Annotated in this window: 11 protein-coding genes; 1 reads left to right on the top strand and 10 read right to left on the bottom strand. The window is 60.4% G+C overall.

What is annotated here, in order from left to right; translation table 11 throughout:
- The 3 genes from htpG to V5F23_RS20070 form a co-directional block, all read right to left on the bottom strand.
- Complete coding sequence (htpG, locus tag V5F23_RS20060; protein WP_042732024.1) at positions 1–1,905, bottom strand: molecular chaperone HtpG; 1,905 nt, start codon at positions 1,903–1,905, stop codon at positions 1–3.
- Between the two features lie 87 nt (positions 1,906–1,992).
- A complete protein-coding gene (locus V5F23_RS20065) occupies positions 1,993–2,454 on the bottom strand; it encodes a PaaI family thioesterase (protein ID WP_042732020.1) in 462 nt (153 codons plus the stop codon).
- The gene (locus tag V5F23_RS20070; protein ID WP_042732019.1) at positions 2,451–2,927 is read right to left on the bottom strand and encodes a PaaI family thioesterase; all 477 of its coding nucleotides are present in this window, start codon (positions 2,925–2,927) and stop codon (positions 2,451–2,453) included. The genes V5F23_RS20065 and V5F23_RS20070 overlap by 4 nt, the downstream gene beginning before the upstream one ends.
- A 157-nt stretch (positions 2,928–3,084) precedes the next feature.
- On the opposite strand from V5F23_RS20070, the gene V5F23_RS20075 reads away from it, so the two are divergent.
- Positions 3,085–3,336: a hypothetical protein gene (locus V5F23_RS20075; protein ID WP_041024944.1), complete on the top strand. Its 252-nt coding sequence runs from the start codon at positions 3,085–3,087 to the stop codon at positions 3,334–3,336.
- A gap of 73 nt (positions 3,337–3,409) precedes the next feature.
- On the opposite strand, the gene V5F23_RS20080 is transcribed toward V5F23_RS20075, so the two are convergent.
- The 7 genes from V5F23_RS20080 to V5F23_RS20110 all read right to left on the bottom strand — a co-directional run bounded on the left by V5F23_RS20080 (position 3,410) and on the right by V5F23_RS20110 (position 14,114).
- Positions 3,410–4,147, bottom strand: coding sequence for a DUF599 family protein (locus V5F23_RS20080; protein ID WP_042732018.1), 738 nt, complete (start codon positions 4,145–4,147; stop codon positions 3,410–3,412).
- A 276-nt stretch (positions 4,148–4,423) separates the two neighbouring features.
- Positions 4,424–5,737, bottom strand: a complete 1,314-nt coding sequence (gene brnQ, locus V5F23_RS20085) for a branched-chain amino acid transport system II carrier protein (RefSeq protein WP_030138333.1) — start codon at positions 5,735–5,737, stop codon at positions 4,424–4,426.
- 483 nt (positions 5,738–6,220) lie between these two features.
- Positions 6,221–7,105 carry a succinate--CoA ligase subunit alpha gene (sucD, locus tag V5F23_RS20090; protein ID WP_003179236.1) on the bottom strand — a complete coding sequence of 295 codons (885 nt, stop codon included), beginning with the start codon at positions 7,103–7,105 and terminating at the stop codon, positions 6,221–6,223.
- Positions 7,105–8,271, bottom strand: coding sequence for an ADP-forming succinate--CoA ligase subunit beta (gene sucC / locus V5F23_RS20095; RefSeq protein WP_003179235.1), 1,167 nt, complete (start codon positions 8,269–8,271; stop codon positions 7,105–7,107). Before sucC ends, sucD begins: the two co-directional genes overlap by 1 nt.
- Positions 8,272–8,466: 195 nt before the next feature.
- Positions 8,467–9,903, bottom strand: coding sequence for a dihydrolipoyl dehydrogenase (gene lpdA, locus V5F23_RS20100; protein ID WP_042731938.1), 1,437 nt, complete (start codon positions 9,901–9,903; stop codon positions 8,467–8,469).
- Positions 9,904–10,013: 110 nt separating this feature from the next.
- Complete coding sequence (odhB, locus tag V5F23_RS20105) at positions 10,014–11,240, bottom strand: 2-oxoglutarate dehydrogenase complex dihydrolipoyllysine-residue succinyltransferase (RefSeq protein WP_042731939.1); 1,227 nt, start codon at positions 11,238–11,240, stop codon at positions 10,014–10,016.
- A gap of 42 nt (positions 11,241–11,282) precedes the next feature.
- Positions 11,283–14,114 (bottom strand): 2-oxoglutarate dehydrogenase E1 component, encoded by a 2,832-nt coding sequence (locus V5F23_RS20110; RefSeq protein WP_042731940.1) that lies wholly within the window; start codon positions 14,112–14,114, stop codon positions 11,283–11,285.
- Positions 14,115–14,321 lie beyond the last annotated feature (207 nt).

Consider the following 14,321-nt stretch of genomic DNA (forward strand, 5'->3'; position numbering starts at 1 on the left):
TTAAGCTGACAACTCAACCAACAGCTTGTTCAGGCGGCGCACATAGGCCGCCGGGTCCTTCAGACTGTCGCCCGCCGCCAGGGCGGCCTGGTCGAACAGGATGTGGGAAAGGTCGCCGAAGCGCTCTTCGCTCTGTTCGTTGTCGAGCTTCTCCACAAGCGGGTGGGCCGGGTTGAATTCGAAGATCGGCTTGGAGTCCGGGACTTTCTGGCCGCTGGCTTCGAGGATCTGGCGCATCTGCAGGCCGAGGTCCTGCTCGCCGATGGCCAGGATCGCCGGGGAGTCGGTCAGGCGGTGCGAGACTCGCACTTCGCTGACGGCATCGCCCAGGGCGGTCTTGATCCGCTCGACTAGGCCCTCCTTGCTCTTGGCGACTTCCTCGGCGGCTTTCTTGTCTTCTTCCGAATCCAGGTTGCCGAGGTCCAGGTCGCCCCGCGCCACGTCCACGAAGCTCTTGCCGTCGAACTCGCTGAGGTAGCTCATCAGCCATTCGTCGATGCGGTCGGTCAGCAGCAGCACTTCGATGCCTTTCTTGCGGAAGACTTCCAGGTGCGGGCTGTTCTTGACCTGTGCATAAGTCTCGCCGGTCAGGTAGTAGATCTTGTCCTGCCCTTCCTTGGCGCGAGCCAGGTAATCGGCCAGGCCCACGATCTGCTCGCCGTCGTCACCCTGGGTCGAGGCAAAGCGCAGCAGGCCGGCGATTTTTTCCTTGTTGGCGAAGTCCTCGGCCGGGCCTTCCTTCATCACCTGGCCGAAGTTCTTCCAGAAGCTCTTGTACTGCTCCGGCTCGTTCTTCGCCAGCTTCTCCAGCATGTCCAGGACACGCTTGGTCAGCGCCGACTTCATCGAGTCGATGATCGGATCTTTCTGCAGGATTTCCCGCGAGACGTTCAGCGACAGGTCGTTGGAATCCACCACGCCCTTGATGAAGCGCAGGTACAGCGGCAGGAACGATTCGGCCTGGTCCATCACGAACACACGCTGCACGTACAGCTTCAGGCCGCGTGGCGCTTCGCGCTGGTACAGGTCGAACGGCGCGCGGGCCGGCACGTACAGCAGCGAGTTGTATTCCAACTTGCCTTCGACCTTGTTATGGCTCCAGCTCAGCGGGTTTTCGTAGTCGTGGGCGATGTGCTTGTAGAACTCCTGGTATTCCTCATCCTTCACCTCGGTGCGTGGACGGGTCCACAGGGCACTGGCGCGGTTGACGGTTTCCCACTCCACTTCAGGCTTCTCTTCGCCCTCGGCGGCGGTGACTTCCTTCGGCAGCTCGATGGGCAGCGCGATATGGTCGGAGTACTTCTTGATGATGTTGCGCAGGCGCCAGCCATCGGCGAATTCGTCTTCGCCGGACTTGAGGTGCAGCACGATGCGGGTGCCGCGATCAGCCTTGTCGACGGTGGCGACTTCGAACTCGCCCTCGCCCTTGGACGACCAGTGCACGCCTTCGCTCGCGGCGAGGCCGGCACGGCGGCTGAACACTTCCACACGATCGGCAACGATGAACGCCGAGTAGAAACCGACGCCGAACTGGCCGATCAGGTGGGAATCCTTCTTCTGGTCGCCCGACAGGTTCTTCATGAAGTCGGCGGTGCCGGACTTGGCGATGGTGCCCAGGTGCGTGATCACCTCTTCGCGGCTCATGCCGATGCCGTTGTCTTCGAGGGTGACGGTCTTGGCGTCCTTGTCGAAGCTCACACGGATTTTCAGTTCGGCGCCACCTTCAAGCAGCTCAGGCTTGGACAGGGCTTCGAAACGTAACTTGTCGACGGCGTCAGAGGCGTTCGAGATCAGCTCGCGAAGGAAAATTTCCTTATTCGAATACAGCGAGTGAATCATCAGGTGCAGCAGTTGCTTCACCTCGGTCTGGAAGCCCAGGGTTTCCTTTTGAGTTTCCACGCTCATGGTCATCAAACTCCAAGTGGATGGTGGTGTCCGCCTCGCTGAGATTGGCGGCGGGATGTCCACAAGGTGGGGGCAACCCGGATGATTTCAAGGGCGATCGGCTTTCCCGGGCTCCTGGATCTTGAAATGCGCCCGAGCGGTGGCGATCGGTTCGGCCTCGACGTCCTGCCAGGCCGTGATCGCGACGTTGGCAACCCGGCGCCCCTGGCGCCAGACCTGGCACCGGGCGTACGTGTCGCGAAACTGGCCGGCGCGCAGGTAATCCAGGGAAAAATCGATGATCTTCGGCACGCTCGGCACGCCGGTGGCGATCAGCAGATGAACGGCCGCCGCCAGCTCCATGAAGCCGGCGATGACCCCACCATGGATCGCCGGGAGTAAAGGGTTACCAATGTTGTCCTGGTTGGCTGGCAGGCGAAACAGCAACCCGTCGCCCTCGCGCGAGCATTCGACGCCAATCAGCTGTGCGTAAGGGATCGAGGCCAGCAGCAGCGCGTAGTCGCCCTGCTCGCAGGCCTGGCGCAGGTGTTCGCGGGTGATCTCGCTCATGGCGTGCCCACCGCGACGGACGGGCTGCGCGGGGGGATGCCCCTGGCATGCTGGCCCAGGCGCATGAACGTGCCCACCACATGGGCGATGGGTTGCTCGGGATCGTCCTGGTAGGCGATTCCACGGGTGAAGATCACATCCGGCGTCACCCGATAGCATTGGGCAAAACCGTAGACGTCCTTGTGGGGTTCGGCGGCGTGCATATAGTCGATGCGCAGGTCCAGGGTCGGGCAGACCTCGAATTGCGGGAGCACGCACAGGGTCGACATGCCGCACGCGGTGTCCATCAGAGACGTCAATGCGCCACCGTGGATGATGCCGGTCAGGGGATTTCCGACGATTCGGGGGCTGAACGGCAGGATCACCGTCAAACCTTCAGGGCTGGCACTGTGGAGTTTCAAACCCAATACCTGGCAATGCCGCAGCGCCGACAAAAAACGTGTCGCACGCTCAAAAACGGGGTCTTCGGCCATGTGATTAATGCTCGGATAAGTGACGAAAGCTGATATCAGCCGTGACCGATAAAGTTCCATTGCACGGCAACGTTATATATCTGTGACAACGCTGGAACTTAATCTCCGGGGCTGTGCTCAAAAGGCCAGTAGTTATTTCCATAAGGAGAAACACCCCATGCGTAAGACTTTAGCTATTGCCTTGATGTTGGCCGCCTCCCTGGGTCTCGCTGCCTGCGATAAAAAATCCGAGGACAAAGCTCAAGATGCCAACCAACACGCTGAGCAAGCTCAGCAAGACATGAACAAAGCACAGGATAAAGTGAACGACGCCGCGAAAGAAAACGCCGAAGCAGCCAAAGATCAGGCCGAAGCGAACAAAGCCGCCGCGCAGGAACAAGCCCCCGCTACAGCGCCTAAAACCAACTGATCCGGTTTTAGCGGCAAAAGAAAACCCGCCTGGTGCGGGTTTTTCTTTGCCTGCCGTTCAGCGAACGAAACCGTTATGCCACGTCCTTGAGGACTTCCGGGGCCGGGACTTCAGTCGGCGTATAGACCATGACATCCAGTACATCGGAGTGAAACTCACGCTGATACAGCACAAACACCACGCCCGCACTCATCAACATGAATAACCAGGGGCTGACGAACCAGGCCAACATGGTCATGCCGAAATAATAAGAGCGCAGGCCGAAGTTGAACTGGTTGGCGGCCATCGAAATAACCCGCGCAGCCCGAAGGGCGAAGGCCTTGCGCTCCTGCTCCGACACATGGCGCTCGCCGATCATCGGCGCCGACCCTACCAAAACCGCCGCGAAGTTGTATTGGCGCATGCACCAGCTGAACGTGAAGAACGCATACACGAACACCAGCGCCAGGCACAGCAACTTGACTTCCGCCATGCCCTGGGACGCCTGCTGCACCATCGGCAGGTCCGCCAGCAACGACACCGCTCGGTCAGACGCCCCCAGGACAGTCAGGATGCCGGCGAGGATGATCAACGTGCTGGAGGCGAAGAAGGACGCGTTGCGCTCCAGGTTGCCGATCACGCTGGCATCGGCGATGCGGTTCTCGCGCAGCAGCATGCGGCGCATCCAGTCCTCGCGGTACAAGTGCATCACACTGGCCAGGCACGCGGTGTCGCGGGCCTTCCAGGTGGCATAGCGGGTATAGCCGGCCCAGCAGATGATGAACCAGGCGGCGGCAAGCAGATGGATCAGGTTGGCTTGGATGAATGACATTCGATTTCCTGTGTGTCCAAAAACATGACGTCTAAAGCCAGACGTATCTTGAAATGCCGACCTTGTGGGAGCGAGCTTGCTCGCGATTGCGGTCCATCAGACACATTGATGTTGGCTGATCTGGCGCTATCGCGAGCAAGCTCGCTCCCACAAGGTTGTGTGCAAGCCTTTCGAGACACTGCTTCGACGTTAGCCCACGAAAAAAGACACCGCACACAAAAAAAATGCCCCGTATCGATTGATACGGGGCATTTCGTCATTGGCGCAAGAGCCGGGTCAGGCCAGCGCTTCGCTGCGCTTGCCCAGCAGCCGGTCGCAAACCACGGCCACCGCCAGGGTCATCACCGACGGCACCAGCCAGGCCAGGCCCTGCTCGCTCAGCGGCAGGTGGGCCAGTTGGGCCGGCATCCAGTCCGCCAGCCCGGCGCCCTTGAGGGCGTCGATCAGGCCAAACAGGAACGACACCAGCATCACCGGGCCAACGATGCGCCCTTGCTCGTGCCAGAAGTCCTTGCAGAAGCTCAGCGCCACCAGCGCGATGCACGGCGGGTAGATCGCCGTGAGCACCGGGATCGAGAATGCGATCAGCTTGGTCAGGCCCAAGTTGGACACCAGCAGCGAAAACGCCGCCAGGATCACCACCAGGGTCTTGTAGGACAGTGGCAGGACGCGGCTGAAATACTCGGCACAAGCGCAGGTCAGGCCAACCGCCGTCACCAGGCATGCCAGGGAGATCAGCACCGCGAGGAAACCGCTGCCCAGGCTGCCGAACGTATGTTGCACGTAGGCATGCAGCACCGCCGCACCGTTGGTCGCCCCCACCGCCACCTCATGGCTGCCGGAACCCAGGCGGAACAGGCTGACGTAGACCAGCGCCAGGCCCACCCCGGCGATCAACCCGGCAATGATGGCATAGCGGGTGATCAGGGCCGGGGACTCGACACCCCGGGAACGGATCGCGTTGACGATGACAATGCCGAACACCAGCGCACCCAGGGTATCCATGGTCAGGTAGCCATTGATGAACCCTTGGGAGAACGGTGCCGCGACGTACTCAGGGGTCGCCACGCCGATGTCGCCCGCCGGCAAGGCGAACGCGGCGATGCCCAGCACGGCCAGGGCAATGATCTTCAGCGGCGCGAGAAAGCGCCCTACGGTGTCCAGCAGGCGGCCCGGGTAGAGCGAGATGAAGAACACCAGCAGGAAATACACGGCGCTGTAGAGGAACAACGCCAATGGGCTTTCGCCGGTCAGCGGCGCCAGGCCGACTTCGAACGAAACGGTGGCGGTACGCGGCGTGGCGAACAGCGGACCGACGGCCAGGTAGCACACCGCTGCCAGCAAGCCTCCGGCGATCTTGCCGATGGGGCTGCTCAAGGCATCCATCGCGCCGCCGACCTTGGCCAGGGCAACGACGGTGATGACCGGCAAGCCGACTGCCGTGATCAGAAAGCCCAGCGCCGCCATCCAGACATGAGGCCCGGACTGCAAACCGACGATAGGTGGGAAGATGATGTTGCCAGCCCCGACGAACAGGGCAAATGTCATGAAACCAAGCGCCAGGATATCCTGGCCTTTCAACACTTTCATTTAAGGAAACCACACTACTGAATCGGAATTTAGAGAGGGATTTCCCTTAGGGGTAGAGGGAAATGCTGCCGATCCGCATCAGACCGACCCGTTTAGCGCGTCGCTGCCTTGTGGGCCGCGAGCGCAAAAATGGCTGCTAGCCTAACGAATTTGCCTGACAAACGCACTGTTACGGGGCGAAGTATCCGATACACGACATTTTTGTGTCGCGTTTACGTATCTATTTATCCCACACTGCCTCTCTGGAAAGCAGATGACCTGTGGCGAGGGGATTTATCCCCGCTGGGCTGCGAAGCAGCCCCAACCAGGCAACCGCGTCCCTCCAGACAAATTGCGGTCAATTATTTTGGGGCTGCTTCGCAGCCCAACGGGGATAAATCCCCTCGCCACAAGAAGCCCTACAGCCACAAATACGACGGCCGAAAACGACAAAGGCCACCCGAAGGTGGCCTTTGTTGCTGGAACGAATCAGTCAGCCGAAGCTTACTTCTTCATTTCCCAGCCAGTCAGCTCGGCCAGGGCCTTGCCGATGTCTGCCAGCGAACGCACGGTTTTCACGCCTGCGTCTTGCAGCGCAGCGAATTTCTCGTCTGCAGTGCCTTTGCCGCCAGAGATGATTGCGCCAGCATGGCCCATGCGCTTGCCCGGAGGAGCAGTCACACCAGCGATGTAGGAAACAACCGGCTTGGTCACGTTTGCCTTGATGTAGGCAGCCGCTTCTTCTTCGGCCGAGCCGCCGATCTCACCGATCATGACGATCGCTTCGGTCTTCGGGTCTTCCTGGAACAGCTTCAGGATGTCGATGAAGTTCGAGCCTGGGATCGGGTCACCGCCGATGCCGACGCAAGTCGACTGACCGAAACCGGCGTCAGTGGTCTGCTTGACCGCTTCGTAGGTCAGGGTGCCGGAACGGGAAACGATACCGACCTTGCCTGGCAAGTGAATGTGACCTGGCATGATGCCGATCTTGCATTCGCCTGGAGTGATCACGCCTGGGCAGTTAGGGCCGATCAGGGTGATACCCAGCTCGTCGCACTTGACCTTGGCTTCCAGCATGTCGATGGTCGGGATGCCTTCGGTGATGCAAACGATCAGCTTGATGCCGCCGAACGCTGCTTCAAGGATGGAGTCCTTGCAGAAAGGAGCTGGAACGTAGATCACGCTGGCGGTGGCGCCAGTCGCGGCTACAGCGTCCTTCACGGTGTTGAACACTGGCAGGCCCAGGTGCTCGGTGCCGCCTTTGCCTGGCGTTACGCCGCCAACCATCTTGGTGCCGTATTCGATGGCTTGCTGGGTGTGGAAACTACCTTGCGAACCGGTAATACCCTGGCAGATAACCTTGGTGTCTTTATTGATCAGGACGCTCATTATTTGCCCTCCGCAGCTTTGACAACTTGTTGAGCAGCGTCGGTCAGGCTGGTAGCAGCGATGATGTTCAAACCGCTTTCTGCCAGTACTTTAGCGCCCAGCTCAGCGTTGTTGCCTTCGAGGCGAACAACAACCGGGATTTTCACGCCCACTTCCTTCACGGCGCCGATGATGCCTTCGGCAATCATGTCGCAACGAACGATGCCGCCGAAGATGTTGACCAGTACTGCAGCGACGTTGGTGTCGGACAGGATGATCTTGAACGCTTCGGTTACGCGTTCCTTGGTAGCACCACCGCCTACGTCGAGGAAGTTGGCTGGCTTGCCGCCATGCAGGTTGACGATGTCCATGGTACCCATGGCCAGGCCGGCACCGTTGACCATGCAGCCGATGTTACCTTCCAGGGCCACGTAGTTCAGTTCGAACTTGGCAGCGTGCGCTTCGCGCGGATCGTCCTGGGACGGATCGTGGAAAGTCTTCAGCTTAGGCTGACGGTACATGGCGTTGGCGTCGATGTTGATCTTGGCATCGAGGCAATGCAGGTCGCCGTCAGCCTTGATCACCAGCGGGTTCACTTCCAGCAGCGCCAGGTCGTGGTCCTGGAACAGCTTGGCCAGGCCAACGAAGATCTTGGCGAACTGAGTGACTTGCTTGCCTTCCAGGCCCAGCTGGAAAGCCAGCTCGCGACCCTGGAATGGCTGTGCGCCAACCAGTGGATCGATGGTGGCCTTGAGGATTTTCTCAGGGGTGTCGTGCGCGATCTTCTCGATGTCCACGCCACCTTCGGTGGAGGCCATGAACACGATGCGACGGCTCGAACGGTCAACGACAGCGCCCAGGTACAGCTCTTTAGCGATATCAGTGCACGACTCGACCAGGATCTTGGTGACTGGCTGACCGTTGGCGTCAGTCTGGTAAGTCACCAGACGCTTGCCCAGCCACTGCTGTGCGAAGGCTTTGGCGTCTTCTTTGCTGCGAACCAGCTTGACGCCGCCCGCTTTACCGCGACCACCGGCGTGAACCTGGGCTTTGACAACCCATTCGCTGCCGCCGATTTTGTCGCAAGCTTCTGCTGCCGCTTCCGGGGTGTCTACCGCGTAGCCTGTGGATACTGGCAGGCCGTACTCAGCGAACAGCTGCTTACCCTGATACTCGTGAAGATTCATGCTTATTACCGTCTTCGTTAGGTACTGCGCATTCGGTGCTGCACCATTGAGTGCCGCACCACCTGTGACTGCTGCTTGCGTAGCGTTCCGGTCGCCCGGTTCGGCTACGCAAGACTGCGTCCAGCGGACATTCCGCGGTGAGTCTTGCTCGCAAGGCTCACGACGGGCCGAACCGCCGTGGTTTCTTATTGTTTATTAACGCTTCTTGCGGTTGGCCACGTGGATGGCGCCGCCATTCACGGCCAGGGCCGCTTCGTGCAAGGCTTCGGACAGGGTCGGATGGGAGAAGACCATCATGCCCAGGTCTTCAGCGCTGGTGCCGAATTCCATACCGATCGCGCCTTGCTGTACCAGCTCGGCAGCGCTTGGGCCAATGACGTGAACGCCCAATACGCGGTCCGTCTTGGCATCGGCGATGACTTTCACGAAACCGCCGGTGTCGTTGGCAGCCATGGCACGGCCACTGGCGGCGAACGGGAAGGTGCCGACGTTAACTTCAACGCCTTCGGCTTTCAAGGCCTGCTCGGTTTTACCGACCCATGCGATTTCCGGGTGGGTGTAGATAACCGACGGGATCAGGTCGTAGTTCATCTGGGCCTTGTGGCCCTTGATGCGCTCGACAACCATGATGCCTTCCTCGGACGCCTTGTGCGCCAGCATCATGCCGCGAACCACGTCACCGATGGCGTAGACGCCCGGTACGGTAGTGGCGCAGAAATCGTCAACCTGGATGAAACCACGCTCATCGATTTCAACGCCGCTATCGGCAGCCAGCAGATCGGTGGTCACCGGACGACGGCCGACCGCAACGATCAGTTTGTCGAAAGTGATGGTCTGTTCGCCATTGGCGTCGGTGTAGTTGACAACGACTTCTTCGCCGTTGACTTTCGAACCGGTCACGCGAGCGCCCAGCTTGATGTCCAGGCCTTGCTTGGTCAGGGTCTTCAGCGCTTCCTTGGAGACTGCGGTGTCGGCAGCCATCAGGAAGGTGTCGAGGGCTTCCAGCACGGTCACTTGCGCGCCCAGGCGCGACCATACCGAACCCAGCTCGAGGCCGATCACGCCGGCACCGATGACGCCCAGGCGCTTAGGCACGGACTGGAACTCCAGGGCGCCGGTGGAATCGACGATCACGTTCTGATCGACCGGGGCTGGCGGGATGTCGATCGGGCGCGAGCCCGGTGCCAGGATGACGTTCTCGGCTTCGATGACTTCAACCGAACCGTCTGGCTTGGTCACTTCGACCTTCTTGCCCAGCAGCAGCTTGCCGTGGCCCTGGATCGAGGTTACGCCGTTGGCCTTGAACAGGGTGGCAACACCGCTGGTCAGGTTCTTGACGATGCCAGCCTTGCGGCCAACCATCGCGGCGACGTCCATCTTGACTTCGCCGGTGGAGATGCCGTGGACGTTGAAGCTTTCTTTCGCTTCCTTGTATTTCCAGGAACTGTCCAGCAGCGCCTTGGAAGGAATGCAGCCGACGTTCAGGCAAGTACCGCCGAGGGCCTGTTTGCCCTCCGCGTCGGTGTATTTCTCGATGCAGGCAGTGCTAAGGCCAAGTTGTGCAGCCTTGATGGCCGCTACATAGCCGCCAGGGCCCGCACCAATCACTACCACGTCGAATTTCTGAGTCATGAGTCATTCCTTTTCGAATCAAACCGGACGGCCGCTTGTGGCGACCGTCGTGGGACGAGACCGATTGTTTCAGCAAGAGGCCGGTCGACAGACCGGCCCTCGCGGCGAGATCAGATGTCCAGCAGCAGACGAGCCGGATCTTCAAGCAGGTTCTTGATGGTTACCAGGAAAGTCACGGCTTCTTTACCGTCGATCAGGCGGTGATCGTAGGACAGCGCCAGGTACATCATCGGACGAATCACAACCTGGCCATTGACCGCCATCGGACGCTGGATGATGTTGTGCATACCCAGGATCGCCGCTTGCGGTGGGTTGACGATCGGGGTCGACATCATCGAACCGAATGTACCACCGTTGGTGATGGTGAATGTACCGCCGGTCATCTCGTCGATGGACAGCTTGCCGTCACGGGCCTTCTTGCCGAAGGTGGCGATGCCGCCTTCGATTTCGGCCAGGCTCATCAGCTCGGCGTTACGCAGCACCGGAACCACCAGGCCACGGTCGCTGGAGACCGCGACACCGATGTCGGCATAGCCGTGGTAGACGATGTCGGAACCGTCGATCGACGCGTTGACGGCAGGGAAGCGTTTCAGCGCTTCGGTGGCTGCCTTGACGAAGAACGACATGAAGCCCAGGCGCACGCCGTTGTGGGACTTCTCGAACAGGTCCTTGTACTTCGAACGCAGGGCCATGACTTCGGTCATGTCGACTTCGTTGAAGGTGGTCAGCATGGCCATGTTCGACTGGGCTTCGACCAGGCGCTTGGCCACGGTGGCGCGAACGCGGGTCATCGGTACACGCTTCTCGGTGCGGTCGCCGGCGGCGAAGACAGGCGCAGCGGCGGCCGGAGCGGCAGCCTTGGCCGGAGCAGCAGCCGCTGGAGCGGCTTTCTTCGCGGCAACGGCAGCCACGACGTCTTCCTTGGTCACGCGACCGCCTTTGCCGGTGCCGGCAACGGAAGCGATGTTGATGCCGTTTTCTTCAGCGATCTTGCGGGCAGCCGGCGCAGCGACTGGATCGTCTTCGCCGTCGGCAGCCGGAGCAGCAGCCTGGGCGGCGGCCGGCGCGGCAGCAGCGGCCGGAGCAGCGGCGGCAGCGCCACCTTCAACGATCGAGCCCAGCACTTCGTCGGACAGAACGGTGTCGCCTTCGTTCTTGACGATCTCGCCCAGCACGCCGTCGGCGGTCGCCAGGACTTCCAGCACGACCTTGTCGGTCTCGATGTCGACGATCAGTTCGTCACGCTTGATGGCCTCGCCCGGTTTTTTGTGCCAGGTGGCAACGGTGCCATCGGCAACCGATTCCGGGAAAGTGGGGGCTTTGATCTCGATAGCCATTATCTGTGGTTCCTTAAATTCGGTTTCAGGTGCGCGAAGGCATTAAACAGTGAAGGCATCTTGCAGCAGTTTTTCCTGCTGCTCGGCGTGCATCGACGCATAACCACACGCAGGTGCAGCAGAAGCATCACGGCCGGCATATTCCAGGCCCAGGGCCTTGTTATGGTTGCCGATGCTGCGACGCAGGTGATGCTGGCTGCTGTACCACGCGCCCTGGTTCATCGGTTCTTCCTGGCACCACACCACGTGGGTGAGGTTGGTGTAAGGCGCGATGGCCTCCATCAGGTCTTCTTCCGGGAACGGATAGAGCTGCTCGATACGCACGATGGCGATGTCTTCGCGGCCTTCGGCACGACGTTTTTCCAGAAGGTCATAGTAGACCTTGCCGCTGCACAGGATCAGGCGAGTCACCTTGGCCGCGTCCAGCGTGTCGATTTCTGAAATAACGGTCTGGAACGAGCCTTCGGCCAGGTCCTCGAGCGTGGAGATCGCCAGTTTGTGGCGCAACAGCGACTTGGGCGTCAGCACGATCAGCGGCTTGCGCAGCGGACGGATGACCTGGCGACGCAGCAGGTGGTAGATCTGCGCCGGGGTCGTCGGTACGCACACTTGCACGTTGTGCTCGGCGCACAGTTGCAGGTAACGCTCCAGACGTGCCGAGGAGTGCTCCGGCCCCTGCCCTTCATAACCGTGTGGCAACAGCATGGTCAGGCCGCAGAGACGACCCCACTTGTGCTCGCCGCTGGTGATGAACTGGTCGACAACCACCTGGGCACCGTTGGCGAAGTCGCCGAACTGGGCTTCCCAGATCACCAGCGCATTCGGCTCGGTGGTGGAATAACCGTATTCGAACGCCAGGACGGCTTCCTCGGACAGCAGCGAATCGTACAGGTCGAAACGTGGCTGGCCCTTGTACAGGTGTTGCAGCGGAATGTAGGTGCTGGCGTCTTTCTGGTTGTGCAGCGCCGCATGGCGGTGCGAGAAAGTACCGCGGCCTACGTCCTGGCCGGTGATGCGGATCGGGTGACCTTCGAACGCCAGGGTCGCGTACGCCATGGTTTCGGCATAGCCCCAGTTGATCGGCAGGCCGCCGGCTTGCATCTTCTGACGGTCTTCGTAGATCTTGGCGACCTGGCGCTGGACCACGAAGCCTTCCGGGATTTCCAGCAGCTTGGCGGACAGTTCCTGCAAGGTCTTGAGGTCGAAACGCGTGTCGTGACGAGCGGTCCAGGCGTGGCCCAGGTAAGGACGCCAGTCCACGAACAACTCTTTGTTCGGTTCCTTGACCAGGCTTTTCACCACGTGCAGGCCGTTGTCCAGGGCGTTGCGATATTCATCGACTTTTTCCTGGACGCGCTCGGCGTTCAGCACACCGGCCTGGGTCAGGCGCTCGGCATACAGTTCACGGGTGGTGCGCTGCTTGGCGATCTGTTGGTACATCAGCGGCTGGGTGCCACTTGGCTCGTCGGCCTCGTTGTGGCCACGACGACGGTAGCAGACCAGGTCGATCACCACGTCGCGCTTGTACTGCATGCGGTAGTCGATGGCCAGCTGGGTCACGAACAGCACGGCTTCCGGATCATCACCATTCACATGGAGGATCGGCGCCTGGATCATTTTCGCGACGTCGGTGGCGTACTCGGTGGAACGCGAGTCCAGCGGGTTGCTGATGGTGAAACCGACCTGGTTGTTGATCACGATGTGCACGGTGCCGCCGGTCTTGAAACCGCGGGTCTGCGACATCTGGAAGGTTTCCATGACCACGCCCTGACCGGCGAATGCCGCGTCACCGTGGATGGAAATCGGCAACACCTTCTCGCCGGTCGGATCGTTGCGACGATCCTGGCGGGCGCGAACCGAACCCTCGACCACCGGGGAAACGATTTCCAGGTGGGACGGGTTGAACGCCATCGCCAGGTGGACTTCGCCACCGGTGGTCATCACGTTGGACGAGAAGCCCTGGTGGTACTTCACGTCGCCGGAACCCAGCTCGACCTTCTTCTTGCCTTCGAACTCGTCGAACAGCTCGCGCGGGTTCTTGCCGAAGGTGTTGACCAGTACGTTCAGGCGACCACGGTGGGCCATGCCGATGACGACTTCCTTGGTGCCGTAGGAACCGGAACGCTGGATCAGCTCGTCGAGCATCGGGATCAGGCTTTCACCGCCTTCCAGGCCGAAACGCTTGGTACCTGGGTACTTGGTGCCCAGGTATTTCTCCAGGCCTTCACCGGCCGTGACGCGCTCGAGCAGGTGGCTCTTGATGTCGGCGGAGTAGGTCGGACGGCCACGAACGCTTTCCAGACGCTGCTGGAACCACTGGCGCTGCTCGGAGTCGGTGATGTGCGTGAACTCAGCGCCGATGGTGCGGCAATATGTCTGCTGCAACGCTTCGTGAATTTCGCGTAGGCTCGCTTCCTCTTTGCCGATGAACAGGTCGCCGGCACGGAAGGTCGTATCAAGATCGGCATTGGTCAAGCCGTAATGAGTGATCGACAGGTCTGCAGGTGCAGGACGCTGCCACAGCCCCAGCGGGTCCAGCTGGGCTGCCTGGTGGCCGCGCATCCGGTAGGCCTGGATCAGTCGCAGCACTTCGACTTGCTTCTTCTCGTGCTCACTGCTCACGCTACCGGCAGATACCGGTTGGGCGCGGCGCTGGTTCTTCGCCAGCAGCACGAAATGATCGCGAATCGTCGAGTGCGAAACATCAGTGGCAGAGTTACCGTCAGCCGGCAACTTCTGAAAGTAGGTGCGCCATTCTTCTGGCACAGCGTTAGGGTCGTGCAGGTAGAGCTCGTAGAGCTCTTCCACATAGGCAGCGTTACCACCGGAGAGGTGGGCACTGTTCCACATGCGCTGCATCACGCTTTCTTGCATGCTTGGTCACCCTCGATTAGGGGAACACCACCGGCGAAAACACCGAGCAAACTTGCAGAAGTCCGAGTGCAGCGACTAAAACAAGCCACTTAGGATCACGCTGATAGTCCGGGTACCAGCCCGGATGCCCCTGCTTGTCTCATTTCTTCAAAATAAGAACCGCCGCTTTGTGAGCGGCTGTTCTGGTTATGCTACGACGCGGGTTGA

The organism is Pseudomonas sp. WP18, assembly GCF_036689585.1.
GTDB lineage: Bacteria > Pseudomonadota > Gammaproteobacteria > Pseudomonadales > Pseudomonadaceae > Aquipseudomonas > Aquipseudomonas chlororaphis_E.

What these genes read in the sequence shown, in the direction of transcription:
- htpG (WP_042732024.1), bottom strand. Translation starts at nt 1,905, where the DNA reads ATGAGCGTGGAAACTCAAAAGGAAACCCTGGGCTTCCAGACCGAGGTG.
- V5F23_RS20065 (WP_042732020.1), bottom strand. Translation starts at nt 2,454, where the DNA reads ATGAGCGAGATCACCCGCGAACACCTGCGCCAGGCCTGCGAGCAGGGC.
- V5F23_RS20070 (WP_042732019.1), bottom strand. Translation starts at nt 2,927, where the DNA reads ATGGCCGAAGACCCCGTTTTTGAGCGTGCGACACGTTTTTTGTCGGCG.
- V5F23_RS20075 (WP_041024944.1), top strand. Translation starts at nt 3,085, where the DNA reads ATGCGTAAGACTTTAGCTATTGCCTTGATGTTGGCCGCCTCCCTGGGT.
- V5F23_RS20080 (WP_042732018.1), bottom strand. Translation starts at nt 4,147, where the DNA reads ATGTCATTCATCCAAGCCAACCTGATCCATCTGCTTGCCGCCGCCTGG.
- brnQ (WP_030138333.1), bottom strand. Translation starts at nt 5,737, where the DNA reads ATGAAAGTGTTGAAAGGCCAGGATATCCTGGCGCTTGGTTTCATGACA.
- sucD (WP_003179236.1), bottom strand. Translation starts at nt 7,105, where the DNA reads ATGAGCGTCCTGATCAATAAAGACACCAAGGTTATCTGCCAGGGTATT.
- sucC (WP_003179235.1), bottom strand. Translation starts at nt 8,271, where the DNA reads ATGAATCTTCACGAGTATCAGGGTAAGCAGCTGTTCGCTGAGTACGGC.
- lpdA (WP_042731938.1), bottom strand. Translation starts at nt 9,903, where the DNA reads ATGACTCAGAAATTCGACGTGGTAGTGATTGGTGCGGGCCCTGGCGGC.
- odhB (WP_042731939.1), bottom strand. Translation starts at nt 11,240, where the DNA reads ATGGCTATCGAGATCAAAGCCCCCACTTTCCCGGAATCGGTTGCCGAT.
- V5F23_RS20110 (WP_042731940.1), bottom strand. Translation starts at nt 14,114, where the DNA reads ATGCAAGAAAGCGTGATGCAGCGCATGTGGAACAGTGCCCACCTCTCC.